General features: G+C 41.6%; 25 protein-coding genes. 18 read left to right on the plus strand and 7 right to left on the minus strand.

The genetic code is table 11. The annotated features are described in order from the left end of the window. The first annotated feature begins 29 nt into the window (after positions 1 to 29). The 7 genes from ezrA to D8862_RS07370 all read left to right on the plus strand — a co-directional run bounded on the left by ezrA (position 30) and on the right by D8862_RS07370 (position 8,667). On the plus strand, positions 30 to 1,757 hold the full coding sequence (gene ezrA / locus D8862_RS07340) for a septation ring formation regulator EzrA (protein ID WP_125449701.1): 1,728 nt from the start codon (positions 30 to 32) through the stop codon (positions 1,755 to 1,757). 105 nt (positions 1,758 to 1,862) lie between these two features. Further along, on the plus strand, positions 1,863 to 3,254 hold the full coding sequence (gene pgdA / locus D8862_RS07345) for a peptidoglycan-N-acetylglucosamine deacetylase PgdA (protein WP_125449703.1): 1,392 nt from the start codon (positions 1,863 to 1,865) through the stop codon (positions 3,252 to 3,254). 81 nt (positions 3,255 to 3,335) lie between these two features. Then, the gene (locus tag D8862_RS07350; RefSeq protein WP_125449705.1) at positions 3,336 to 4,178 is read left to right on the plus strand and encodes an aldo/keto reductase; all 843 of its coding nucleotides are present in this window, start codon (positions 3,336 to 3,338) and stop codon (positions 4,176 to 4,178) included. Positions 4,179 to 4,446: 268 nt separating this feature from the next. Beyond that, positions 4,447 to 4,818 carry a GFA family protein gene (locus D8862_RS07355; protein ID WP_000912018.1) on the plus strand — a complete coding sequence of 124 codons (372 nt, stop codon included), beginning with the start codon at positions 4,447 to 4,449 and terminating at the stop codon, positions 4,816 to 4,818. A 383-nt stretch (positions 4,819 to 5,201) separates the two neighbouring features. After that, on the plus strand, positions 5,202 to 6,119 hold the full coding sequence (gene glyQ, locus D8862_RS07360; protein ID WP_000038733.1) for a glycine--tRNA ligase subunit alpha: 918 nt from the start codon (positions 5,202 to 5,204) through the stop codon (positions 6,117 to 6,119). A gap of 211 nt (positions 6,120 to 6,330) precedes the next feature. Next, complete coding sequence (glyS, locus tag D8862_RS07365; protein WP_125449707.1) at positions 6,331 to 8,367, plus strand: glycine--tRNA ligase subunit beta; 2,037 nt, start codon at positions 6,331 to 6,333, stop codon at positions 8,365 to 8,367. Positions 8,368 to 8,409: 42 nt separating this feature from the next. Then, on the plus strand, positions 8,410 to 8,667 hold the full coding sequence (locus D8862_RS07370; protein WP_125449710.1) for a DUF896 family protein: 258 nt from the start codon (positions 8,410 to 8,412) through the stop codon (positions 8,665 to 8,667). An 81-nt stretch (positions 8,668 to 8,748) separates the two neighbouring features. Here the strand turns inward: D8862_RS07370 and D8862_RS07375 are convergent, their stop codons facing one another. Genes D8862_RS07375 through D8862_RS07385 form a run of 3 tightly spaced genes read right to left on the minus strand, consistent with a single transcriptional unit; the run spans position 8,749 to position 11,564 of the window. Then, the gene (locus tag D8862_RS07375; RefSeq protein WP_125449712.1) at positions 8,749 to 9,993 is read right to left on the minus strand and encodes an NAD(P)H-dependent oxidoreductase; all 1,245 of its coding nucleotides are present in this window, start codon (positions 9,991 to 9,993) and stop codon (positions 8,749 to 8,751) included. A gap of 17 nt (positions 9,994 to 10,010) precedes the next feature. After that, positions 10,011 to 10,616, minus strand: coding sequence for an NADPH-dependent FMN reductase (locus D8862_RS07380; protein WP_000915933.1), 606 nt, complete (start codon positions 10,614 to 10,616; stop codon positions 10,011 to 10,013). A gap of 18 nt (positions 10,617 to 10,634) precedes the next feature. Then, complete coding sequence (locus tag D8862_RS07385) at positions 10,635 to 11,564, minus strand: FAD:protein FMN transferase (RefSeq protein WP_125449714.1); 930 nt, start codon at positions 11,562 to 11,564, stop codon at positions 10,635 to 10,637. A 294-nt stretch (positions 11,565 to 11,858) separates the two neighbouring features. Between D8862_RS07385 and nox the strand changes: the two genes are divergently transcribed. The 3 genes from nox (at position 11,859) to pdxT (ending at position 14,846) form a co-directional block, all read left to right on the plus strand. Continuing rightward, positions 11,859 to 13,238, plus strand: coding sequence for a H2O-forming NADH oxidase (nox, locus tag D8862_RS07395; RefSeq protein ID WP_125449716.1), 1,380 nt, complete (start codon positions 11,859 to 11,861; stop codon positions 13,236 to 13,238). Between the two features lie 150 nt (positions 13,239 to 13,388). Then, the gene (gene pdxS / locus D8862_RS07400; protein WP_125449718.1) at positions 13,389 to 14,264 is read left to right on the plus strand and encodes a pyridoxal 5'-phosphate synthase lyase subunit PdxS; all 876 of its coding nucleotides are present in this window, start codon (positions 13,389 to 13,391) and stop codon (positions 14,262 to 14,264) included. Next, positions 14,265 to 14,846: a pyridoxal 5'-phosphate synthase glutaminase subunit PdxT gene (pdxT, locus tag D8862_RS07405; RefSeq protein ID WP_125449720.1), complete on the plus strand. Its 582-nt coding sequence runs from the start codon at positions 14,265 to 14,267 to the stop codon at positions 14,844 to 14,846. A gap of 20 nt (positions 14,847 to 14,866) precedes the next feature. Here pdxT and trhA read toward each other — a convergent pair whose 3' ends face one another. Together trhA and D8862_RS07415 are read right to left on the minus strand one after the other, a co-directional pair. After that, positions 14,867 to 15,514 carry a PAQR family membrane homeostasis protein TrhA gene (trhA, locus tag D8862_RS07410; RefSeq protein ID WP_001097972.1) on the minus strand — a complete coding sequence of 216 codons (648 nt, stop codon included), beginning with the start codon at positions 15,512 to 15,514 and terminating at the stop codon, positions 14,867 to 14,869. Then, the gene (locus D8862_RS07415; protein ID WP_125449722.1) at positions 15,511 to 15,957 is read right to left on the minus strand and encodes a DUF1836 domain-containing protein; all 447 of its coding nucleotides are present in this window, start codon (positions 15,955 to 15,957) and stop codon (positions 15,511 to 15,513) included. Before D8862_RS07415 ends, trhA begins: the two co-directional genes overlap by 4 nt. Positions 15,958 to 16,090: 133 nt before the next feature. Here D8862_RS07415 and D8862_RS07420 point away from each other — a divergent pair, with 133 nt between their 5' ends. From D8862_RS07420 to trxB, 7 genes are all read left to right on the plus strand, one after another. Continuing rightward, on the plus strand, positions 16,091 to 16,585 hold the full coding sequence (locus tag D8862_RS07420; RefSeq protein WP_038805004.1) for a GNAT family N-acetyltransferase: 495 nt from the start codon (positions 16,091 to 16,093) through the stop codon (positions 16,583 to 16,585). Then, complete coding sequence (locus D8862_RS07425; protein WP_125449724.1) at positions 16,582 to 17,097, plus strand: methylated-DNA--[protein]-cysteine S-methyltransferase; 516 nt, start codon at positions 16,582 to 16,584, stop codon at positions 17,095 to 17,097. Before D8862_RS07420 ends, D8862_RS07425 begins: the two co-directional genes overlap by 4 nt. 12 nt (positions 17,098 to 17,109) lie before the next feature. Continuing rightward, positions 17,110 to 17,466 carry an arsenate reductase family protein gene (locus D8862_RS07430; RefSeq protein WP_125449726.1) on the plus strand — a complete coding sequence of 119 codons (357 nt, stop codon included), beginning with the start codon at positions 17,110 to 17,112 and terminating at the stop codon, positions 17,464 to 17,466. Between the two features lie 156 nt (positions 17,467 to 17,622). Further along, complete coding sequence (locus D8862_RS07435) at positions 17,623 to 18,423, plus strand: amino acid ABC transporter permease (protein ID WP_000219158.1); 801 nt, start codon at positions 17,623 to 17,625, stop codon at positions 18,421 to 18,423. Then, positions 18,423 to 19,166, plus strand: a complete 744-nt coding sequence (locus tag D8862_RS07440) for an amino acid ABC transporter ATP-binding protein (RefSeq protein WP_084973945.1) — start codon at positions 18,423 to 18,425, stop codon at positions 19,164 to 19,166. The genes D8862_RS07435 and D8862_RS07440 overlap by 1 nt, the downstream gene beginning before the upstream one ends. Before the next feature lie 77 nt (positions 19,167 to 19,243). Then, positions 19,244 to 19,468 (plus strand): DUF4059 family protein, encoded by a 225-nt coding sequence (locus tag D8862_RS07445; protein WP_000926602.1) that lies wholly within the window; start codon positions 19,244 to 19,246, stop codon positions 19,466 to 19,468. 65 nt (positions 19,469 to 19,533) lie between these two features. Beyond that, complete coding sequence (trxB, locus tag D8862_RS07450) at positions 19,534 to 20,445, plus strand: thioredoxin-disulfide reductase (RefSeq protein WP_125449728.1); 912 nt, start codon at positions 19,534 to 19,536, stop codon at positions 20,443 to 20,445. Between the two features lie 36 nt (positions 20,446 to 20,481). On the opposite strand, the gene rlmB is transcribed toward trxB, so the two are convergent. Both rlmB and def read right to left on the minus strand, forming a co-directional pair. Continuing rightward, a complete protein-coding gene (gene rlmB, locus D8862_RS07455; protein ID WP_000855742.1) occupies positions 20,482 to 21,210 on the minus strand; it encodes a 23S rRNA (guanosine(2251)-2'-O)-methyltransferase RlmB in 729 nt (242 codons plus the stop codon). 44 nt (positions 21,211 to 21,254) lie between these two features. Continuing rightward, on the minus strand, positions 21,255 to 21,869 hold the full coding sequence (def, locus tag D8862_RS07460; RefSeq protein WP_125449730.1) for a peptide deformylase: 615 nt from the start codon (positions 21,867 to 21,869) through the stop codon (positions 21,255 to 21,257). A 155-nt stretch (positions 21,870 to 22,024) separates the two neighbouring features. On the opposite strand from def, the gene D8862_RS07465 reads away from it, so the two are divergent. After that, a complete protein-coding gene (locus D8862_RS07465) occupies positions 22,025 to 23,335 on the plus strand; it encodes a CapA family protein (protein ID WP_125449732.1) in 1,311 nt (436 codons plus the stop codon). The last annotated feature ends 18 nt before the right edge of the window (positions 23,336 to 23,353 follow it).

The raw sequence follows: 23,353 nt of genomic DNA on the forward strand, positions 1-23,353 counted from the left end.
GATTGTTTCTAGTATAAAAGGAGTTTGATATGTCTAATGGACAACTAATTTATCTAATGGTTGCGATTGCAGTCATTTTGATTCTAGCTTATGTAGCGGCAATCTTCCTACGTAAGCGTAATGTAAGTAGATTGACGGCCCTCGAGGAAAGAAAAGAAGAACTCTACAACCTTCCTGTAAATGATGAGGTTGAAGCGGTTAAAAACATGCATTTGATTGGTCAAAGTCAGGTGACCTTCCGTGAATGGAATCAAAAATGGGTTGATTTATCCCTTAACTCATTTGCTGATATTGAAAATAACCTGTTTGAGGCTGAAGGCTATAATAATTCTTTTCGCTTTTTCAAAGCAACTCACCAAATCGATCAAATCGAAAGTCAAATTGATTTAATTGAAGAAGACATTGCGGCGATTCGCAATGCGCTTTCAGAGCTTGAAAAACAAGAGTCTAAGAATAGCGGACGTGTTCTGCATGCTTTGGACTTATTTGAAAATCTGCAACATACCGTAGCAGAAAATTCGGAACAGTATGGTAAAGCCCTTCCTGAAATTGAGAAACAATTGGAAAATATCCAGTCAGAGTTTTCTCAATTTGTAACCTTGAACTCTTCAGGTGACCCAGTTGAAGCTGCAGCAATTCTTGATTCAACTGAAAATCATATTCTCGCTTTGACACATATCGTTGATCGTGTTCCATCTCTCGTGAAGACTTTGTCAACAGAACTTCCAGAACAATTGGAAGATTTGGAGGAAGGCTACCGTAAACTCTTGGATGCTAATTATCACTTCACTGAAACGGACATCGAGTCACGCTTCCAACTTTTACATGAATCCTTGAAAAATAATCAAGAAAACATCCGCCAGTTGGAATTGGATAATGCAGAGTATGAAAATACACAAATCCAAGAAGAGATTAATGCGCTCTACGATATTTTCACGCGTGAAATAGCTGCCCAAAAAGTCGTTGAAAGTCTCCTTTCAACACTTCCAACCTACCTCAATCACTTGAAAGAAAATAATCAGGTTTTGGTTCAAGACCTTGAACGCTTGAATAAAACCTATCTTCTCCCAGAAAGTGATGGGAACCATGTCCGTCGTCTTCAAGCTGAATTGTCAGGGCTTGATACAGCGATCACAGAGGCAACTGAAGATCAGACAGAACCTACTCAAGCTTACTCTATTTTAGAGGAGCAGTTTAGTTCACTTCAAAGTAATCTAAAAGACATTGAAGACGAACAAGTTTCTGTTAGTGAACGCCTAGCCCAAATCGAAAAAGACGACATCAATGCTCGTCAGAAAGCCAATGTCTATGTGAATCGCTTACATACTATCAAACGTTACATGGAGAAGAGAAACTTGCCGGGTATTCCTCAAAGTTTCTTGAAACTTTTCTTCACTGCAAGCCATAACACAGAAGATCTGATGGCAGAGTTAGAACAAGCACAAGTTAATATTGAATCAGTTAAACGAATTCTTGAAATTGCGACCCATGACATGGAGGCTCTTGAAACAGAAACCTACAATATTGTTCAATACGCGACCTTGACGGAGCAACTCTTGCAGTATTCAAACCGTTACCGTTCATTTGATGAGCGTATCCAGCAAGCTTTCAATGAAGCACTTGAAATTTTTGAAAAAGAATTTGACTACAAGGCATCATTTGAGAAGATTTCTCAAGCCTTGGAAGTTGCAGAGCCTGGAGTCACAAATCGCTTTGTTTCTTCTTATGAAAAAACACGTGAAGCGATTCGCTTCTAATACCTGAAAAGCTTAGATCATCTAGGCTTTTTATTATTTATTTCAAAAATAGAAGAATATCGATTTATCATTGAAATTATAGTTCTGATTTGATATGATGGAGGTATGAAGAAAAATAGAGAGAAGCGTGTTTCCCACGATAAAAAGAGAAGTAGATTACTTTCCCTTGTTGGAATCTTAGGTCTTGCTATGATCTGCCTAGGTGGTGCCATTGGTTACAAGATTTTGCAGAAACAGTCCTATGAACAGAAAATTGAAACCTTAAAAAATGAAAAAGATCAACAATTCAACGTAGGCAGTCAGAGAGACCATTTCCGAAAAGGTCAAGCTGAAGTGATTGTCTACTACCCTCTTCAAGGGGAGGAGGTCATTGCGCCTGTTAGAGAAAAGATCAACCAGGATATCAAAGAAAAGCTGGAAGATAAAGAAGATTTGGTCTTTTATTATACTGAGCAGTTGGATCCAGTCTTAAAGGGAGTTGTTTCTCGTAATATCAGTAAGCAAGTTTACGATTTGTCTGCAACAAAGGTTGAAGAAAAAGAAAAGACTTCTTTGGGAAGAGTTTACTTGACAGAAGATGGTAAACTTTTTACTCTTAGTCAACTTTTCAAAGATGCTAGCAAGGCTAAGGAACTACTGCTGAGCCAAATCAAATCAACCCTAGAAGATAAGAAACTTGACCAGACAAAAATTGATCAGGTGCTAAAAACCTTTACAGACCAAGATTTGTCATCATGGAGCTTTGATTATAAAGATAGTCAAATCATCCTTTATCCTGCTGACCTAGGGGAGGCTCTGGAGGAAATTGCTCTGCCGATATCCAGTTTCTTTGATGTGTTGGAGTCCTCTTATCTATTAGAAAAGGATGCTGAACTCTACCAAGCTTACTTTGCACAAAAAAATAAAAAAGTTGTAGCCTTGACTTTTGATGATGGTCCAAATCCAGCTACAACTACCCAAGCTTTGGATACATTAGCTAAGTACAATGTAAAGGCGACCTTCTTTGTACTTGGTAAAAACATTGCTGGCAATGAAGAGCTTCTGAAACGAATGAAATCAGAAGGACATGTTGTGGGAAATCATAGCTGGGATCATCCCGTTCTTTCAAAATTGACTCTTGAAGATGCTAAAAAGCAAATCACGGATACGGAAGATGCCTTGACCAAGGTTTTAGGTTCGAGTTCTAAACTTATGCGCCCCCCTTACGGAGCGATTACAGATGATATTCGTAATAGTCTGGATTTGAGTTTTATCATGTGGAATGTAGATAGTTTGGACTGGAAGAGCAAGAATGAAACTGCTATTTTAACAGAGATTCAGCATCAAGTTCGTAATGGATCGATTGTTCTTATGCATGATATTCATGGCGCTACAGTTAATGTTCTTCCAAAGATTATAGAATATCTAAAAGAGCAAGGTTATACATTTGTGACTGTTCCGGAAATGCTTAATTCTCGCTTGAAAGCTCATGAAATGTATTATGATCGTGATCAATAATTGTTAAAATCTAAAGGAGCAAGTGTGCTGATAATCAGAACTTTGTTTCTTTAGATTTTCTTCACATAGAAAGGAAAAAAGATGAAATCTTATACCCTTAATAATGGAGTTTCAATTCCTGTTCTAGGATTTGGAACATGGAAAGCTGAAAATGGAGAGATGGCCTACCAAGCCGTTTTAGAAGCTTTAAAGGCTGGTTATCGTCATATCGATACTGCGGCTATCTATCAAAATGAGGAGAGCGTTGGCCGTGCTATACGAGATAGCGGTATTTCACGTCAAGAAATCTTTGTAACGACCAAACTTTGGAATACCAATCACAGCTACGAAGAAGCTCGCCAAGCTTTTGAGGAATCAATGGAAAAACTGGGATTGGATCATCTAGACTTGTACCTTATCCATTGGCCAAATCCAAAACCACTAAGGGAAAATGACGGATGGAAAACTCGCAATGCTGAAGTCTGGAGAGCGATGGAGGACCTTTACCAAGAAGGCAAAATCCGTGCTATCGGAGTTAGTAATTTTCTCCCTCATCATCTGGATGCTTTGCTTGAGACAGCAAGAGTCATTCCAGCGGTCAATCAGGTGCGCTTGGCACCAGGAGTTTGCCAAGAGGAAGTGGTTGACTACTGTAGAGAGAAGGGAATTCTCCTAGAGGCTTGGGGACCTTTTGGACAAGGAGAATTGTTTGATAAGAAAGAAGTCCAAGAAATTGCTGATAAGCATGGAAAATCAGTTGCCCAAATCGCCTTGGCTTGGAGCTTGGCAGAAGAGTTTTTACCGTTACCTAAGTCAGTAACAGCCTCTTGGATCCAGAGCAATCTTGACTGTTTTGGGATTGAACTCAGCAAAGAAGAGCGAGAAGTCTTAAAGACCATCTCGGTGACTTCTGGCGCACCACATGTAGATGAGATGGATTTTTAGAAAGTAAGAAAAAGAATTGTAAATTTTCTCTCTTTCTGATATAATAATCAACAAGAAAGAAAGTCTTATGGTGTTCTTCAAGCGAACTTGGGGTAGTGGGAGCCAAGTAGGACAAGGTAAGAAACTGGCGCTTTCTGTCGTATTTTTAAAAACAATGAAGTAATAAATTAGGGTGGAACCGCGTTTCTGACGCCCCTAGTCGCAAGGCTTGGGTGTTGAATTCGGTTCTTTTTGAATTTCGTCTAATGCCTAAGTAGAAAGGAGCATAATGCTTAAAGGATCTTGTTTATGCAAAGCAGTGACCTACACTTTAGATGAGGAATTATCGGAATTAGTTTTTTGTCATTGCTCATTCTGTCGGAAAGCAACTGCGTCTGCCTATACAGTTAATGCCAAAGTTAGCAGTAAAAATCTGGTATTGTATGGAGAAGAGAATTTGGTTACTTATAGTTCATCTCCAGGGAAACAGCGCTATTACTGCCAGAACTGTCATAGTCAAATTTTCACTATTCAAGAAGATGTACCAGAAGTTTGTGCTTTAAAATTAGGTACAGTAGATGAATGCAATCAGAATTTACAAACTGTTCCTAAACGTCATATTTTTCAGGACCCAGCTTTTTCTTGGTTGCTTGATAAATAAATTTAAAAAGATAATATAAACTAAAGGAGTAAACAATGTCTAAGAAATTAACATTTCACTGCGTCAGTGGCAGAGACCTCCTTACAGTCGGGCTGCCCCACGCTCAGCACTAGAGTGCCTGAGCTAGACGCAGTACTAACTCGTCTTGCCTCGTATGATCGACGAGGCAGACTCGTGTCGCAAGTAATTTATAAAAAAAGGAGTAAATAATGTCTAAAAAATTGACTTTCCACTGCGTCAGTGGCAGAGACCTCCTTACAGTCGGGCTGCCCCACGCTCAGCACTGGAGTGCCTGAGCTAGACGCAGTACTAACTCGTCTTGCCTCGTATGATCGACGAGGCAGACTCGTGTCGCAAGTAATTTATAAAAAAAGGAGTAAACAATGTCTAAGAAATTAACATTTCAAGAAATTATTTTGACTTTGCAACAATTTTGGAATGACCAAGGTTGTATGCTTATGCAGGCTTATGATAATGAAAAAGGTGCGGGGACGATGAGTCCTTACACTTTCCTTCGTGCTATTGGGCCTGAGCCATGGAATGCGGCTTATGTAGAGCCATCACGTCGTCCTGCTGACGGTCGTTATGGAGAAAATCCTAACCGTCTCTACCAACACCACCAATTCCAAGTAGTTATGAAGCCTTCTCCATCAAACATCCAAGAACTTTACCTTGAGTCTTTGGAAAAATTGGGTATCAATCCTTTGGAACACGATATTCGTTTTGTTGAGGACAACTGGGAAAATCCTTCAACTGGTTCAGCTGGTCTTGGATGGGAAGTTTGGCTTGATGGGATGGAAATCACTCAGTTCACTTATTTCCAACAAGTTGGTGGATTGGCAACTGGCCCTGTGACTGCGGAAGTTACCTATGGTTTGGAGCGTTTGGCTTCTTATATTCAAGAAGTAGACTCTGTCTATGATATTGAGTGGGCTGATGGTGTAAAATACGGAGAAATCTTCATCCAGCCTGAGTACGAGCATTCAAAATATTCGTTTGAAATTTCGGACCAAGAAATGTTGCTGGAAAACTTTGATAAGTTTGAAAAAGAAGCTGGTCGTGCCTTAGAGGAAGGCTTGGTTCACCCTGCCTATGACTATGTTCTCAAATGTTCACATACCTTTAACTTGCTTGACGCGCGTGGTGCCGTATCTGTAACCGAGCGTGCAGGCTATATCGCTCGTATTCGTAACTTGGCCCGTGTCGTAGCCAAAACCTTTGTCGCAGAACGCAAACGCCTAGGCTACCCACTTTTGGATGAAGCAACACGAGCTAAACTCTTAGCAGAAGACGCAGAATAAAGAGAGTGACCGTTTACGAAAATGGGCGAACAGAGTGAGCCTTGAGCCAGTTGCCACAGTGATGAAGGTATCCTTAGTGAAGCTAAGGATACTAGGCAAAATTAGAGACTTTCGGCTCCAATTTTAGCAATGAAACGACGAAGTCGGTTGCTTGCGTGCCAATCACATAAGGCAAACTGGAAAATAAAAAGATACTTTTCGGAGAAAAAACATGACAAAAAACTTATTAGTAGAACTCGGTCTTGAAGAGTTACCAGCCTATGTAGTAACTCCAAGTGAAAAACAACTAGGTGAAAAAATGGCAGCCTTCCTCAAGGAAAACCGCCTGTCTTTTGAAGCTATTCAAACCTTCTCCACACCACGCCGTTTGGCTGTTCGTGTGACTGGTCTTGCAGACAAACAGTCTGATTTGACAGAAGATTTCAAGGGTCCAGCAAAGAAAATTGCCTTGGATAGTGATGGGAACTTCACCAAAGCAGCTCAAGGATTTGTCCGTGGAAAAGGCTTGACGGTTGAAGATATTGAATTCCGTGAAATCAAGGGTGAAGAATATGTCTATGTTACCAAGGAAGAAATTGGTCAAGTAGTTGAAGCCATTGTTCCAGGTGTAGTAGACGTCTTGAAATCTCTAACTTTCCCTGTCAGCATGCACTGGGCTAACAACACCTTTGAATATATCCGCCCTGTTCACACTTTAACTGTTCTTTTAGATGAAGAAGAATTTGACTTGGATTTCCTTGATATCAAGGGAGATCGTGTGAGTCGTGGTCATCGTTTCTTGGGACAAGAAACTAAGATTCAGTCAGCTTTGAGCTACGAAGAAGACCTTCGTGCACAGTTTGTAATCGCGGATCCTCGTGAACGTGAGCAAATGATTGTTGACCAAATCAAGGAAATCGAAGCAGAGCATGGTGTACGTATCGAAATTGATGCTGACTTGCTGAACGAAGTCTTGAACCTGGTTGAATACCCAACTGCCTTTATGGGAAGTTTTGATGCCAAATACCTTGAAGTTCCAGAAGAAGTCTTGGTGACTTCGATGAAGGAACACCAACGTTACTTTGTTGTTCGTGATCAAGATGGCAAGCTCTTGCCAAACTTTATTTCTGTTCGTAACGGAAACGCAGAGCATTTGGAAAATGTCATCAAAGGAAATGAAAAAGTCTTGGTAGCTCGCTTGGAGGATGGTGAATTCTTCTGGCGTGAAGACCAAAAATTAGTTATCTCAGACCTTGTTGAAAAATTAAACAACGTCACCTTCCACGAAAAAATCGGTTCTCTTCGTGAACACATGATTCGTACTGGTCAGATTGCCATTCTCTTGGCAGAAAAAGCTGGCTTGTCAGTGGATGAAACAGTTGACCTTGCTCGTGCAGCAGCCATTTATAAGTTTGATTTGTTGACGGGGATGGTTGGTGAGTTTGATGAACTCCAAGGAATTATGGGTGAGAAATATGCCCTTCTTGCTGGGGAGACTCCAGCAGTTGCGGCTGCTATTCGTGAACACTACATGCCTACATCAGCCGAAGGAGAACTTCCAGAGAGCAAGGTTGGAGCCATTCTAGCCATTGCAGACAAATTGGATACGATTTTGAGTTTCTTCTCAGTAGGTTTGATTCCATCAGGTTCTAATGACCCTTACGCTCTTCGTCGTGCGACGCAAGGTGTTGTTCGTATCTTGGATGCCTTTGGTTGGCACATTGCTATGGATGAGTTGATCGATAGTCTTTATGCTTTGAAATTCGACAGCTTGACTTATGAAAATAAAGCAGAGGTCATGGACTTTATCAAGGCTCGTGTTGATAAGATGATGGGTTCAACTCCAAAAGACATTAAGGAAGCAGTCCTTGCAAGTTCGAACTTTGTCGTGGCGGATATGTTGGAAGCAGCAAGTGCTCTTGTAGAAGCAAGCAAGGAAGAAAACTTCAAACCATCTGTCGAATCTCTCTCTCGTGCTTTCAACTTGGCTGAGAAAGCGGAAGGATATGAAACAGTTGATCCTGCTCTCTTTGAAAATGAAGAAGAGAAAGCCTTGGCGGAAGCAGTAGAGTCACTCGTTTTATCAGGGACTGCAAGTCAGCAATTAGAACAACTCTTTGCGCTTAGTCCAATTATTGATGCTTTCTTTGAAAATACCATGGTAATGGCTGAAGATCAGGATGTCCGTCAAAATCGTTTGGCAATCTTGTCGCAACTAACCAAGAAAGCAGCGAAACTTGCACGTTTCAACCAAATTAATACCAAGTAAAATCTGTTAAACGGATTAAATCTTATCATAAAGGAGAGAAACATGGATCCTAAAAAAATTGATCGTATTAACGAGCTTGCTAAAAAGAAAAAAACAGAAGGCTTGACTCCTGCTGAAAAAGTGGAACAAGCTAAACTTCGTGAGGAATACATCGAAGGCTATCGTCGTTCTGTTCGTCACCACATTGAAGGAATCAAAATTGTGGACGAGGAAGGAAATGACGTCACACCAGAAAAACTACGCCAAGTACAACGTGAAAAAGGTTTACACGGCCGTAGTTTAGATGATTCTAACTCATAAAACGAAAGGGGATTGTAGATGATTTACAAGCCCCTTTTCTGTTGTAATAAAAAAGGAGCCAAATGGCTCCTTTTTGGTTTCTTAGTTGCTTGCACCAGAAGTGGCGTCGGCGTCACCACCGTGGCCTCCAGCGTCCCCCGAATCAGAAGCGCCAGAAGTAGCATCTGCGTCTCCATGACCTCCGGCAGCAGGAGCAAATGGTCCGCTACCACCCACCAAACGTTGACCAGTCTCTTTTAGGTACCAGTCAAGCCATGGTTGGAAGTTAAAGACAATTTCATTGATTCCAGCGTATGATCCATCAGGATAATACATCGCTTGGTAGTTGTGAGTGTTAATAACACCTGCAGGAGAACCTGGAACGATCGTACGGACGTATTCTTGGTTTCCATTGCGAAGTGTTCCGATGACCCACTCTACGTTCTTCATACGTGCTGGTGGAAGAGAATTGTGAACAGTCGACATACGGTTACCTGATTGAGGTGGTACACGTTTGGCAAACATGGTGTCTGGATCTTGGTGAGCGTTGTTGTAGTAGAGGAATTGGTTGTTATCGTCAGCGTATGTCAATTCAAATGGCATAGCTTTCAAGAACATATCGATTTGGTTAACTGTTAGGATACCGTGGTCCAATTTGACATAGGTATCACCAGAAACAGCACCAGTGATTGCTGCAACTTTTTCTACCCATTCTGGATCGTCAGGATCAACCTCTGTAATGGTTGTAGCAATTGGTTTTCCACAATCCAAGTCTTCTGGTTCGATTGGTTTTGGTTTTTTCAATTTTGAAACGACTCCTACGTATTTTACAAAGTTATCTAAGCAAGTTTCAAGGAATTTAACAGTTCCTTCGTTGGTGATATTTCCGTCGTTATCAAAAGCTTCCTTGGCTTTACCAAGAAGGAATTCGTTACCTGGAAGCGTGTAGGCATTAACACCTGGAGCATCAAGGATTTTACGAAGGTGAACTTGGGCACGTGATGTTCCTTGGTCGTAGTATGATGCACCCACAATCATAACAGGTTTGTTTTCAAATGGATGAACTTCGTATGAAAGCCATTCAAGTACAGATTTGAGTGAAGCTGAGATAGTGTGGTTGTGCTCAGGAGTGGCGATAATGACACCATCAGCACGTGTAATTTTGTTATACAAGAAGCGTAATTGGAAACTGTCGTCCCATTTTTCGTCTTGGTTAAACATTGGAACTTCGTCGATTTCAAGAACTTCTAATTCAAATTTAAATTTGAAATTGCGACGGATAAATTCCAAGAGTTTGCGGTTATATGATTGATCGTAGTTTGATCCAACAAGTCCAACAAATTTCATTCTTTCGGTCTCCTATCTTACAAATTTTCCCAGTCAAATTCTTCTGCATCTTTGCGAAGCAATTCTTGTGCATTGCGCAATTTTTCAGTAATCTTCACGAAGATACGGAAGTCATCGAAGATGGCATCCAATTTCTTGATGACATCAAGGTCAACCAAGTCGCCACTTGGGTTAAATGCTTGAAGAGAGTGTGAGAGCAAGAATTCATCTGGTAGAACATTTGCCTTGATTTCAGGAGCGTTCAAGATTTGACGAAGTTGCAATTGGGCACGAGATGAACCAAGTGTACCGTAAGAAGCACCAGTGATCATGATTGGTTTGTTCAAAAGTGGGTAGATACCGTAAGATAGCCAAGCAAGAGCGCTCATCAAAACTGCAGGGATAGAGTGGTCGTACTCAGGAGTACCGATAATCACACCGTCAGATGCTTCAATTTTAGCTGCAATCTCAAGAATTTCAGCTGGAAGTTGCTTATCTGCTGGTTTGTTGAAAACAGGGATATCCTTGATTTCAACGAGTTCAATTTCAGCTTTATCAGCAAAGTGTTTTTGCATGTATTGGAGCAATTGGCGGTTTGTAGAACGTTTAGAGTTCGTTCCAACAATGGCAATAAGTTTTAGCATGAGATTTCCTTTCTCTTTTTACATAATACAATTTTGAAGGCCTGAAGAACATGCAATGCGTCCCTCTTTGTCGATGAGGATGGCTTCGATACCATCTAAACTTTCGACTTGCCAGAGGATAGAAGCGCTTCGTTCTCCGAAAAGGCGCGTTGTCCAAATCTCACCATCAACGGATTTATCAGAGACAATCGTTAGGCTAGCAAGATCGGTTTCGACAGGGAATCCTGTCTCACTATCAAAGATATGGTGATAGTCTTTTCCATCTACTGTCAGGTGGCGTTCATAGATACCTGAAGTGACAACGGATTTGTTAGAAGCAGGGATCGTTAGGAGATGATTGCCACGAGGATTTCTAGGATCTTGAATCCCAATTTGCCAGGCTTTCCCGTCTTTGACTTGATTGTTCCCGATGGTGAGGATATTTCCTCCGAGATTGATCAGGGCAGAGGTAACACCGTGTGCTTTTATATACTGGGCAACCTTATCTGCACTATAGCCCTTAGCTAAACAACCTAAATCAAGCTTCATTCCTTTCTTCTCTAAAAAGACAGTAGAGCTAGTCGGATCCAACTTGATAAAATGCGGGTCAACTAGAGGCAAGACAGCTTCGATTTCATTTGGCTTTGGAAGCCGAGCATCTGCAAATCCGATTCGCCAGGTTTGAATCAAGGGACCAATACTGATATTGAGATGGCTAGAGGGAGCTAGGCTATGCTCTAGTCCAAGAGCAATCAGTTCAAATAGATCAGGATGAACCTTAACAGGCGCGATTCCAGCCTGGTAGTTGATTTCCATCAGTTCGGATTCTTGACTGTTGGCGTTGAAGCGGTATTCGAGCTCTTTGAGCAAGTCAAAAGCACCTTGAAGCAGGGTTTCTGCCTGCTCATCTACTAATGAAATCGTGATAGTTGTTCCCATCAGCCGTTCAGAGTGCGAACGAAGAGGCAAGCTACCAACTCCTTTCTTCCTATAGGAAATCATTCAATATAAGATAGTTAGAGAAATTAAACCCCTTACATTTTCTTTCCATGTATCTAGCATACCATAAAGTCAGCGTTTTCACAAATAAATTTTAACAAAAGTCAAGAAATATGCTTAAAAATTGGAAGGAAATGAAACAAATAATATAGTAAAGAATAATTTTTTCTGAAAAAAAGAGAATTCCAAGCAAATACCTTGTAAACGCTAACAGCAAATGATATACTAGAAGGGTAAATTAAATTTTAAAGGTGGAATTATTCTATGAGTAAAATCGTTGTAGTTGGTGCTAACCACGCTGGTACAGCATGTATCAACACTATGTTGGACAACTTTGGACATGAAAATGAAATCGTTGTATTTGACCAAAACTCAAATATTTCATTCCTTGGTTGTGGAATGGCGCTTTGGATTGGGGAACAAATTGATGGCCCAGAAGGTCTCTTCTACTCTGATAAAGAAAAATTGGAAGCAAAAGGTGCTAAAGTGTACATGAACTCACCTGTTCTTTCAATCGACTATGACAATAAAGTTGTGACTGCAGAAGTTGAAGGTCAAGAACATAAAGAATCTTACGACAAATTGATCTTTGCTACTGGTTCAACTCCAATCTTGCCTCCAATCGAAGGTGTTGAAATTGTTAAGGGCAACCGCGAATTTAAAGCAACACTTGAAAATGTTCAATTTGTTAAGTTGTACCAAAACGCAGAAGAAGTCATCAACAAACTTGCTGACAAGAGCAAACACCTTGAGCGCATCGCTGTTGTTGGTGGTGGTTATATCGGTGTTGAACTGGCTGAAGCTTTCGAACGTCTTGGAAAAGAAGTTGTGCTTGTTGATATCGTAGACACTGTCTTGAACGGCTACTATGACAAGGACTTCACTCAGATGATGGCGAAGAACTTGGAAGACCACAACATCCGCTTGGCTCTTGGTCAAACAGTTAAAGCCATCCAAGGTGATGGAAAAGTTGAACGCTTGGTGACAGACAAAGAAACATTTGATGTGGATATGGTGGTTCTTGCTGTTGGTTTCCGTCCAAATACAGCTCTTGCTGACGGTAAGATTGAACTCTTCCGCAATGGTGCCTTCCTTGTAGACAAGAAACAAGAAACATCTATCCCAGGCGTTTACGCTGTAGGTGACTGTGCGACTGTTTATGACAACGCTCGTAAAGACACTAGCTACATCGCGCTTGCTTCTAACGCTGTACGTACTGGTATCGTGGGTGCTTACAACGCTTGTGGTCACGAATTGGAAGGAATCGGTGTACAAGGATCAAACGGTATCTCTATCTACGGTCTTCACATGGTTTCGACTGGTTTGACTCTTGAAAAAGCTAAAGCTGCTGGTTATAACGCAACTGAAACAGGCTTTAACGACCTTCAAAAACCAGAATTTATGAAGCATGACAACCACGAAGTTGCCATCAAGATTGTCTTTGACAAAGACAGCCGCGAAATCCTTGGTGCACAAATGGTTTCACATGATGCTGCTATCAGTATGGGAATCCATATGTTCTCACTTGCTATCCAAGAGCATGTGACAATTGACAAGTTGGCATTGACAGACCTATTCTTCTTGCCACACTTTAACAAACCATACAACTACATCACAATGGCTGCACTTACAGCTGAAAAATAACAATAGCTGAGCTATCTGGCCTTAAGTTAAGGTCAGATATTTTTTTGTCAATCTGTACCCAGACAAATATTATTTTTCTATCTTGTACTTCACTCTGTTCTGACTTAAAATGAAATGGTAGCTACCAATACAAATGATGAGGAAAAAGAAATGACTGAAAATCGTTATGAACTAAATAAAAACTTGGCACAGATGCTCAAAGGTGGGGTTATCATGGACGTTCAGAACCCTGAACAGGCTCGTATCGCAGAGGCTGCTGGTGCGGCAGCTGTTATGGCCTTGGAGCGGATTCCAGCTGATATTCGTGCAGCTGGTGGGGTTTCCCGTATGAGTGATCCAAAGATGATTAAGGAAATCCAAGGAGCGGTCAGTATTCCAGTGATGGCAAAGGTCAGAATCGGGCATTTTGTTGAAGCTCAGATTTTAGAGGCTATTGAGATTGACTATATCGATGAGAGTGAAGTGCTTTCTCCAGCTGACGACCGTTTCCATGTGGATAAGAAGGAATTCCAAGTTCCTTTTGTCTGTGGAGCTAAGGACTTGGGTGAAGCCTTACGTCGTATCGCTGAGGGCGCTTCCATGATTCGGACAAAAGGAGAACCGGGTACAGGAGATATCGTTCAAGCCGTTCGTCATATGCGTATGATGAATCAGGAAATTCGCCGCATTCAAAACCTACGCGAAGATGAACTTTATGTGGCTGCCAAGGACTTGCAAGTCCCTATTGAATTGGTTCAGTATGTCCATGAACATGGAAAATTGCCGGTTGTAAACTTTGCAGCTGGAGGCGTTGCAACGCCAGCAGATGCGGCCTTGATGATGCAACTGGGGGCAGAGGGCGTCTTTGTCGGTTCAGGTATTTTCAAGTCAGGAGATCCTGTTAAACGAGCAAGTGCTATTGTCAAAGCCGTAACCAACTACCAAAATCCTCAAATTCTGGCTCAAATCTCTGAAGACCTAGGGGAAGCCATGGTTGGTATTAATGAGAATGAAATCCAAATTCTTATGGCAGAGCGAGGAAAATAGATGAAAATCGGAATATTAGCCTTGCAAGGTGCCTTTGAAGAACATGCTAATGTGCTAGAAAAGTTAGGTGTTGTTAGTGTAGAAATCAGAAATTTAGATGATTTTCAACAGCATCAGAGTGACTTATCTGGTTTGATTTTACCTGGAGGTGAGTCTACGACCATGGGCAAGCTCTTACGTGACCAGCAGATGTTGATTCCCATCCGAGAAGCTATTTTATCTGGATTCCCAGTCTTTGGAACCTGCGCCGGTTTGATTTTGTTGGCTAGGGAAATTGCTTCTCAGGAAGAAAGTCATCTTGGAACTATGGATATAGTGGCTCAGCGCAATGCCTATGGTCGCCAACTGGGAAGTTTTTATACAGAAGCAGAATGTAAGGGAGTAGGTCAGATTCCCATGACCTTTATTCGCGGTCCGATTATCAGTAGTCTTGGAGAGGATGTGGAAATCCTAGCATCCCTAGACGACCAAATCGTTGCAGCTCAAGAAAAACATATGCTAGTGACCTCTTTTCATCCAGAATTGACAGATGATGTTCGCTTGCACCAGTATTTTATAAAAATGTGTAAAGAAAAAAGTTGAGAATCTTTTCTCAACTTTTTTTACATGTAATAAACAATAGCGATATATTGAAGTGCAGATGCCGCTAGGATAAAGAGATGCCAAATCATGTGGAAATAAGGTTTTTTCTTAGCGTAAAATCCAGCTCCAACTGTATAACAGAGTCCGCCAGTTACCATGAGACTCCAGAAAATTGGCGTTGTTTGACTGATAATGGCAGGAATGATAGCCAGAACCAACCAGCCCATGATCAAATAAAGAGCAAGGCTGAATTTCTCATTGACCTTTTTAGCAAAGATTTTATAGAGGATGCCAAAGATGGTCGTTCCCCACTGAATGGCAATAATGAGATAGCCAAACCAGTTATTCATCAAAGTCAATACGACTGGCGTATAAGAGCCCGCTATGGCTACGTAAATCATAGAGTGGTCGATGATTCGCAAGACGTATTTGTGGGTCGAACCATAGGCCATAGAGTGATATATGGTTGACGAGAGGAACATGAGAAATAGACTGATAACAAAGATAGAAACACCAAAAGACGATAAAAATCCGTGTGCTTCATAACTATAGGTGGATGAAATAGGGAGCAAGATGAGCATGATAACGGCACCTACAGCATGGGTCACGCTATTAGCAATTTCCTCTCCAAAACTGAGTTTTTTACTGAGTTTTAAGCTGGTATTCATTGGATTTCCTCCTCTTCTTTGCTAAGGATTAAGTCTAGAGTTTGATGATAGAGTTTAACCGTTTGGCAGCTGGTTTGGATAATAGGATTTTCTGGATCAATCCCATGGTTCATGTAGTCCACAAAAGCATCGTAGAGCTGGTATGAACTCGCTTGAGTTTGTAGAGTATTGAGGGTCTGAGCGATTTCTTGGATCGAAAAGACAGACTTGAGAGTAGTGATGGCAATCAAACGGGCAATCTGTTTGCGTTGGTATTTTTTCTTGTCAGGCTTTGTCAGGTAACCATGTTTGACATAGTTATTGACCATGGATGCGGTCAGGCCCTTTTCTTTATCTGGAGAGATAGGGGCACAGACTTGATTGACATAAAGCAAAACCTGATCCAGATAGAGGTCAATGTTTGGAATGTCTTCCCATTTTGGGTAGGAAAAGTTAGAATTCATTTCCAACTCCTTTTATCTAGTTTCGATAACTAGATTATAAAATAATAAAAGACAAAAGTCAAGTTTCAACTGCTTGTAGAAAGTTTTAAATTATGCTATGATGAGAGAAAATAGTTAGAAATGAGGGGAAAAGATGAAGATTCGTTTAGCTTTTCCAAACGAAGTGGATGCGATTATGCAGGTGATGGAGGATGCCCAAAAGTGCTTAGCTGAGTCTGGTAGTGACCAGTGGCAAAATGGCTATCCAAATGCAGATATCATTATTGATGATATCATCTCAGGCCAAGCCTATGTGGCCTTGGAAGAAGGAGAACTACTAGCCTATGCTGCTGTGACCAAGAGCCCAGAGAAATCCTATGAAGCCATTTATGAAGGAAGTTGGCAAGGAGGAGAATCAGAATACCTGGTCTTTCATCGTATCGCTGTGGCAGCAGATGTACAAGGACAAGGTGTTGCTCAGACGTTCCTAGAAGGCTTGATTGAAGGTTTTGATTATCTAGATTTTCGTTCAGATACGCATGCTGAAAACAAGCCCATGCAGCATATCTTTGAAAAGCTAGGTTTTCAACAGGTTGGTAAGGTTCCGGTTGATGGGGAACGTTTGGCCTATCAGAAATTAAAAAAATGAAGCAGAATAAGTACGCAAAAATGCTCTACCCGTCGCCAATTGGAACCTTATCCTTAGTTGCTGACAAGCAATATCTGTATGGAATTTGGGTACAGGACCAGAAGCATTTTGAGAGGGGATTAGGAGATAAAACAATAGAAGAAGTTGTTAGCCATCCTGTATTAGAGCAAGTTATTTCCTATTTAGATACCTATTTCGAAGGCAGGGATCAGGTTCTGTGTGACTTACCTTTGGCTCCCATTGGAACGGATTTTGAAAAGCGAGTCTGGGCATACTTACAGACCATTCCTTATGGTCAAACAGTGACTTACGGACAAATAGCGAAAGACTTGCAGGTGAATTCTGCCCAAGCTATTGGCGGAGCAGTGGGGCGCAATCCTTGGTCCATACTCGTTCCCTGTCATCGTGTGCTGGGTTCAGGCAAGCGTCTGACAGGCTATGCATCCGGAGTCGAAAGGAAAGCCTGGCTCTTGCAACATGAAGGTGCAGCATTTCAAGAAAATAAAAAATAGAAAGAAAAGAAGATGTTAGAATTTATCGAATACCCAAAATGTTCAACTTGTAAGAAAGCAAAAAATGAATTGGATAAACTTGGTGTGGACTACAAAGCTGTCCACATCGTAGAAGAAACCCCAAGTGAAGACGTGATTTTGAACTGGTTGGAAACTTCCGGTTTTGAAGTGAAACAATTTTTCAATACCAGCGGGATCAAATACCGCGAACTGGGCCTAAAAGATAAGGTGGGAAGTTTGTCAAAACAAGAAGCAGCTAAGCTTCTGGCTAGTGATGGCATGTTATTGAAACGTCCAATTTTGGTGGAGAATGGTGCTGTTAAACAAATCGGCTATAGAAAAACCTATGAGAACTTAGGTTTGAGATAGTTTTTATCTATCTCCTTGATAGGTAAAATATATAGCCTCCCTGTTTTAAAGTGTGATAAACTAGAAGATAGACAAAGTCTGATCAGCCCGTAGCAAATAATTTGCTTGCGAGCAGAAGTATGGTAGAATGAATCATTATCAGGAGAGGATGTTTTTATGACTGTTACAACATTTTTAGCATCAGATTGGTACCAAAGTTTGATGCAACTCATTCCGGATGGTAAGCTCTTTAGTTTGCGTTCGGTCTTTGATGGAATTCCAAGGATTGTCCAGCAACTGCCTACAACCTTAATGTTGACGCTTGGAGGTGCACTCTTTGGTCTGATACTTGCCTTGATTTTTGCCATTGTAAAGATCAATCGTGTTAAGATTCTATATCCCTTGCAGGCCTTTTTCGTCAGCTTCTTAAAAGGTACCCCAATCCTAGTTCAACTTATGTTGACCTACTACGGAATTCCTTTGGCACTGAAAGCTATCAACCAGCAATGGGGCACTGGTTTCAATATCAATGCGATTCCAGCGGCACTTTTTGCGATTGTGGCCTTTGCTTTTAATGAGGCGGCTTATGCAAGTGAAACGATTCGTGCAGCCATCCTTTCTGTTAATCCAGGTGAAATTGAGGCGGCACGTAGTTTGGGTATGACACGAGCGCAAGTTTATCGTCGTGTGATTATTCCAAATGCGGCCGTTGTGGCGACTCCAACCTTGATTAATTCCCTAATCGGCTTGACCAAGGGAACTTCTCTAGCCTTTAGTGCGGGTGTTGTCGAAGTTTTTGCTCAAGCTCAGATTTTGGGTGGAGCAGATTATCGTTACTTTGAGCGTTTCATCTCCGTAGCCCTTGTTTATTGGGTAGTCAATATCGGAATTGAAAGCCTCGGTCGTTTCATCGAGAGAAAAATGGCTATTTCTGCACCTGATACAGTGCAAACAGATGTGAAAGGAGACCTTCGTTAATGATTAAGATTTCGAATTTAAGCAAATCCTTTTCAGGACAGACAGTCTTGAATCATCTGAACTTGGATATCCAAAAAGGTGAGGTAGTGGCTTTGATTGGTTCATCTGGAGCTGGGAAATCAACCTTTCTTCGAAGTTTAAACTATCTTGAAACTCCAGATAGTGGAACGATTCAGATTGACAATTTTAAAGTTGATTTTTCTCAGATTAACCAAGAAGAGATTCTAACCCTTCGTCGCAAGTTGTCTATGGTTTTCCAACAGTTTAATTTGTTTGAACGCCGAACAGCCCTTGACAATGTAAAGGAAGGTTTGGTTGTCGTTAAAAAATTATCGGACGAGGAAGCAACAAAAATCGCCAAGGAAGAGTTGGCTAAGGTTGGACTTTCTGACCGTGAAAACCATTACCCTCGCCATTTATCAGGTGGACAAAAGCAACGGGTTGCCCTCGCGCGTGCGCTTGCTATGAAACCAGATGTCTTGCTCTTGGACGAACCCACTTCAGCCCTTGACCCAGAGTTGGTCGGTGAAGTAGAAAAGTCTATTGCAGACGCTGCCAAGTCAGGTCAGACCATGATTTTGGTTAGTCACGATATGTCTTTTGTAGCCCAAGTGGCAGACAAGATTTTGTTCCTAGATAAGGGGAAAATCATCGAGTCAGGTACACCGGATGAAATCATCAATCATCCGAAAGAAGAACGGACAAAAGAATTCTTCGCTAGTTACAAACGGACTTATATTTGATATAATAGAAAAAGGAAAACTCAGTTAGGTGGACTAGCTGAGTTTACTCTTTAAAAAAGATAGAAACGAGAGAAATCATGCTGCTGCAACTGTTTTCTTTATATTTCGAGAGTTTGATCTTAACGACCATTCTCGTCGTGATTTTTTTAGGGATTTGGATTGGATTGCGAGCTATGTCTGGCGTGGACAAGACAGCCAAGGCCCGTCAAGCCCATCTCTATGATATGATTATGATTGGGGTTTTGGTGATCCCAGTATTATCCTTTGCCGTCATGAGTCTCATTTTAGTTTTCAGAGCATAATGCTTGCTAAATAAACTTTAAACAGTTAGAATAAAGATAGTTACAACAAGAAAGAAGGAATCGAAATGTACGATACGATTATTATCGGTGCTGGACCTGCGGGAATGACCGCTGCCTTATATGCTGCTCGAAGCAATCTGAAAGTGGCTTTGATTGAAGGTGGTCTGCCAGGTGGGCAAATGAATAACACATCTGACATTGAAAACTATCCAGGTTATGCCAACATCAGTGGACCTGAATTGGCTGAAAAGATGTTTGAACCACTTGAAAACCTTGGGGTAGAGCATCTTTATGGCTATGTTGAAAATATTGAAGACCAGGGTGACTATAAGAAGGTGATCACTGATGATCAAGTTTACGAAACCCGTACTGTCATCGTGGCAACTGGGTCAAAACACCGTCTCTTAGGGGTTCCCGGAGAAGAAGAACTGAACAGTCGTGGTGTTTCTTACTGTGCAGTCTGTGATGGAGCTTTCTTCCGTGACCAAGACTTGCTCGTAGTCGGTGGTGGAGATTCAGCGGTAGAAGAAGCTCTGTTCTTGACTCGCTTTGCCAAGACTGTTACCATTGTTCACCGTCGTGATCAACTTCGTGCCCAAAAAGTTTTGCAAGACCGTGCCTTTGCTAATGAGAAAGTCAACTTTATCTGGGACTCTGTCGTCAAGGAAATTAAAGGTGAAAACCGAGTAGAATCTGTCGTATTTGAAAATGTGAAAACAGGTCAAATAACAGAGCAAGCCTTCGGTGGTGTCTTTATCTATGTTGGACTGGACCCTGTTAGTGATTTTGTTAAAGAATTGAATATTCAAGACCAGGCAGGCTGGATCGTAACAGACAACCACATGAAAACTTGCGCTGACGGTATCTTTGCGGTTGGAGATGTTCGCCAGAAAGACCTTCGCCAAGTGACAACAGCAGTTGGAGATGGGGCTATCGCTGGTCAAGAAGCCTATAAATTTATCACAGAACATAGTTAAGAAAAAAAGTTTCCAATCAACTGATTGGAAACTTTTTTATAGTCTGTTTCGGAAAACTTCGTACATGAGAATGGCTGCGGCAACACTGGCATTGAGGCTTTGAACATGCCCATTCATTGGAATGGTAATCATCTCGTCAACCTGTTTTTTGATATTGCTAGAGATGCCTTTTCCTTCATTTCCGATGATGAGGGCGATTTTCCCTTTTGTATTCCACTTATGGCAAGGAGTACCGTTCATATCCGTTCCAAAGGTCCAGAATCCTTCATCTTTAAGTTTATCGAGGGTTTGACTGAGGTTGGTCACTCGCGCAATCGGTACATGTTCAATGGCACCTGTGGCCGTTTTGGCAACGACAGGAGTCACTCCGACAGCACGGTGCTTGGGAATGATGACACCTGAAACATTGGTCGCATCGGCTGTTCGCAAGATAGAACCTAGATTATGGGGGTCAGTTAACCCGTCCAGAATCAATAGCAAAGGATTTTCTTCTTGGCGTGTTTTTGCAAGGATGTGATCAAGTTCGCTATAGGCAAATTCGGACACTCGTAGAACAAAACCTTGGTGGACAGCGCCTTCGGTCATTTCAGAGAGGGATTTTTTTGAAGTCCAAGAGATGGACACCTTCTTTTCAGTAGCCAGTTCCTTGACTTTCTCAACATTCTTTCCCCTTAGATCTTCTTGGAGGTAGAGTTTGTTTCCAGTGTTTGCAAGGAGGGCTTCTGTGACGGCGTGGACGCCATAGACAATATCATTTGTTTTCATGCCTCTATTATAACACAAAACCCCGTTTTGCAACGGGATTTTCTTTATTCAAGAATGAGGAGTCCGTCTTTTACGGCAAAGGGATCTTTTTCATTGATACGATCGTAAAACATGATTCCGTTTAGATGATCAATTTCGTGTTGGACAACGATTGAGTTGTAGCCTTTGAGTTTGAGGCGGTGTTTTTCTCCATCCTTATCAAAATAGTCAATCGTTACACGAGCATGACGAACGACATAGCCCGGAACTACACGATCAACAGACAGGCATCCCTCGCCTTCGCCTAGAGCAGCGTCCTGAACAGAGTGGGATACGATTTTTGGATTGTACATAACAGCTTGCAGATCATAGGCTTCCTGTGGAGCTTCACCTTCTTCTTCTTCAATATTTGGGACCAAGACGGCAATTATGCGTTTTGAGATATCCAGCTGGGGAGCAGCAAGTCCAACACCACCGCGGAGCCCCATTTTCTCAGCCATAACAGGATCTTGGGAATGTTTGAGGAATTGCATCATTTTTTCACCAAGGATGATTTCCTGGTCAGACAGTGGGAAAGTGACCTCCTCAGCAACTGCGCGTAGAGTTGGATTCCCCTCGCGGATAATATCGTTCATATCAATTAAATGAGCAGCTTTTGTAATACGTTCTATAGCAGACATTTTCTCTCCTTTCATTACCTCTACATGATAACACAAAATAGACGAGAAAGAAAGTCGCAGAAGTTTCTAAAAAATAATATAATAAACGATATTCCCCTTTTGTCTGTGGTATAATAAAAGAAAAGACTTGCATCAAGAAGCAAGGGGGGATAAAGATGGAAAAGCGACAAGATAGACGGTCTCGTGGTTCTCTTTATGGGGTGTGGAGAACTAGTGTTGGTTTCTTTCGAAATTATAAATCTTGGACCAATGCTCAGTTTATTACGGTATTGCTACTTGCAGTTGCCTTGTCCATGGGGCTGAACTTGTTGGTTCGAGCAGTACAAGGTAACAAGACAACAAGTTCTAATAGTCAGACTACAACATCTAGTCAATCCAAGGAAAATCAGTCTGGTGAAACGACGGCACGTATCATGGCAAATGGTGACCTTCTTTATCATATTCCTATCTACCGAACAGCTCTTAAAGAAGATGGAACCTATGATTTCCATGAAAATTTTGAGTATGTCAAACCTTGGCTCAAGCAAGCGGATTTGGTGATTGGTGACTTTGAAGGAACGGTGAACAAGGACCACTACTTGGCAGGTTATCCTCTCTTTAATGCACCTGGAGAAGTCATGGATGCGATCAAGGATGCAGGCTACCAAGTTCTAGACTTGGCTCACAACCACATCTTGGATTCTCAGATAGAGGGAGTGGTCTCAACGGCTCAAGCTATTGAAAAGGCTGGAATGACACCCATCGGAGTCTACACACATGAATCCCGTGACCAAGCCCCTATAGTCATCAAGGAAGTCAATGGAATCAAGGTAGCTCTCTTGGCCTATTCCTATGGCTTTAATGGTATTGAACAATCCATTTCCCAAGAGGACTATAATCGCTATCTTTCTGACTTAAACGAAGAAAAGATGAAGGCAGAAATCGAGCGTGCAGAGAAAGAAGCGGATATCACTGTCATCATGCCTCAGATGGGAATTGAGTACCAGCTAGAACCGACGGAGGAACAGAAAACACTGTACCACAAGATGATTGACTGGGGAGCTGATATTATCTTTGGAGGGCACCCTCACGTAGTTGAACCATCTGAAACAGTTGAAAAAGATGGTGACAAAAAACTGATTATCTATTCCATGGGAAATTTCCTCTCAAACCAGCGCATTGAAACCATGCAAGACGAGGAAAATGCCAAGTGGACAGAGCGCGGTGTTCTCATGGATGTGACCATTAAGAAAAAAGATGGAAAGACAAGGATTGAAACCGTCAAAGCGCATCCGACTTGGGTCAATCGAACTCCGAAAGGGACTTATTCACCAGAAGGCTATCCGCTCTTCCTCTATCAGACCTATATCCTAGAGGACTTCATCGAGGGAGGCAGTTACCGTGACAAGTTGGATGAGGCGACCAAGGAACGAATTGACACAGCTTATAAAGAAATGAATGAACATGTAGGATTGAAGTGGGACTAGCTTGAATCCAGAGGAAGT

The organism is Streptococcus oralis (assembly GCF_003942585.1).
GTDB classification, from domain to species: Bacteria; Bacillota; Bacilli; order Lactobacillales; family Streptococcaceae; genus Streptococcus; species Streptococcus oralis_BE.

What these genes read in the sequence shown, in the direction of transcription:
- ezrA (WP_125449701.1), top strand. Translation starts at nt 30, where the DNA reads ATGTCTAATGGACAACTAATTTATCTAATGGTTGCGATTGCAGTCATT.
- pgdA (WP_125449703.1), top strand. Translation starts at nt 1,863, where the DNA reads ATGAAGAAAAATAGAGAGAAGCGTGTTTCCCACGATAAAAAGAGAAGT.
- D8862_RS07350 (WP_125449705.1), top strand. Translation starts at nt 3,336, where the DNA reads ATGAAATCTTATACCCTTAATAATGGAGTTTCAATTCCTGTTCTAGGA.
- D8862_RS07355 (WP_000912018.1), top strand. Translation starts at nt 4,447, where the DNA reads ATGCTTAAAGGATCTTGTTTATGCAAAGCAGTGACCTACACTTTAGAT.
- glyQ (WP_000038733.1), top strand. Translation starts at nt 5,202, where the DNA reads ATGTCTAAGAAATTAACATTTCAAGAAATTATTTTGACTTTGCAACAA.
- glyS (WP_125449707.1), top strand. Translation starts at nt 6,331, where the DNA reads ATGACAAAAAACTTATTAGTAGAACTCGGTCTTGAAGAGTTACCAGCC.
- D8862_RS07370 (WP_125449710.1), top strand. Translation starts at nt 8,410, where the DNA reads ATGGATCCTAAAAAAATTGATCGTATTAACGAGCTTGCTAAAAAGAAA.
- D8862_RS07375 (WP_125449712.1), bottom strand. Translation starts at nt 9,993, where the DNA reads ATGAAATTTGTTGGACTTGTTGGATCAAACTACGATCAATCATATAAC.
- D8862_RS07380 (WP_000915933.1), bottom strand. Translation starts at nt 10,616, where the DNA reads ATGCTAAAACTTATTGCCATTGTTGGAACGAACTCTAAACGTTCTACA.
- nox (WP_125449716.1), top strand. Translation starts at nt 11,859, where the DNA reads ATGAGTAAAATCGTTGTAGTTGGTGCTAACCACGCTGGTACAGCATGT.
- pdxS (WP_125449718.1), top strand. Translation starts at nt 13,389, where the DNA reads ATGACTGAAAATCGTTATGAACTAAATAAAAACTTGGCACAGATGCTC.
- pdxT (WP_125449720.1), top strand. Translation starts at nt 14,265, where the DNA reads ATGAAAATCGGAATATTAGCCTTGCAAGGTGCCTTTGAAGAACATGCT.
- trhA (WP_001097972.1), bottom strand. Translation starts at nt 15,514, where the DNA reads ATGAATACCAGCTTAAAACTCAGTAAAAAACTCAGTTTTGGAGAGGAA.
- D8862_RS07415 (WP_125449722.1), bottom strand. Translation starts at nt 15,957, where the DNA reads ATGAATTCTAACTTTTCCTACCCAAAATGGGAAGACATTCCAAACATT.
- D8862_RS07420 (WP_038805004.1), top strand. Translation starts at nt 16,091, where the DNA reads ATGAAGATTCGTTTAGCTTTTCCAAACGAAGTGGATGCGATTATGCAG.
- D8862_RS07425 (WP_125449724.1), top strand. Translation starts at nt 16,582, where the DNA reads ATGAAGCAGAATAAGTACGCAAAAATGCTCTACCCGTCGCCAATTGGA.
- D8862_RS07430 (WP_125449726.1), top strand. Translation starts at nt 17,110, where the DNA reads ATGTTAGAATTTATCGAATACCCAAAATGTTCAACTTGTAAGAAAGCA.
- D8862_RS07435 (WP_000219158.1), top strand. Translation starts at nt 17,623, where the DNA reads ATGACTGTTACAACATTTTTAGCATCAGATTGGTACCAAAGTTTGATG.
- D8862_RS07440 (WP_084973945.1), top strand. Translation starts at nt 18,423, where the DNA reads ATGATTAAGATTTCGAATTTAAGCAAATCCTTTTCAGGACAGACAGTC.
- D8862_RS07445 (WP_000926602.1), top strand. Translation starts at nt 19,244, where the DNA reads ATGCTGCTGCAACTGTTTTCTTTATATTTCGAGAGTTTGATCTTAACG.
- trxB (WP_125449728.1), top strand. Translation starts at nt 19,534, where the DNA reads ATGTACGATACGATTATTATCGGTGCTGGACCTGCGGGAATGACCGCT.
- rlmB (WP_000855742.1), bottom strand. Translation starts at nt 21,210, where the DNA reads ATGAAAACAAATGATATTGTCTATGGCGTCCACGCCGTCACAGAAGCC.
- def (WP_125449730.1), bottom strand. Translation starts at nt 21,869, where the DNA reads ATGTCTGCTATAGAACGTATTACAAAAGCTGCTCATTTAATTGATATG.
- D8862_RS07465 (WP_125449732.1), top strand. Translation starts at nt 22,025, where the DNA reads ATGGAAAAGCGACAAGATAGACGGTCTCGTGGTTCTCTTTATGGGGTG.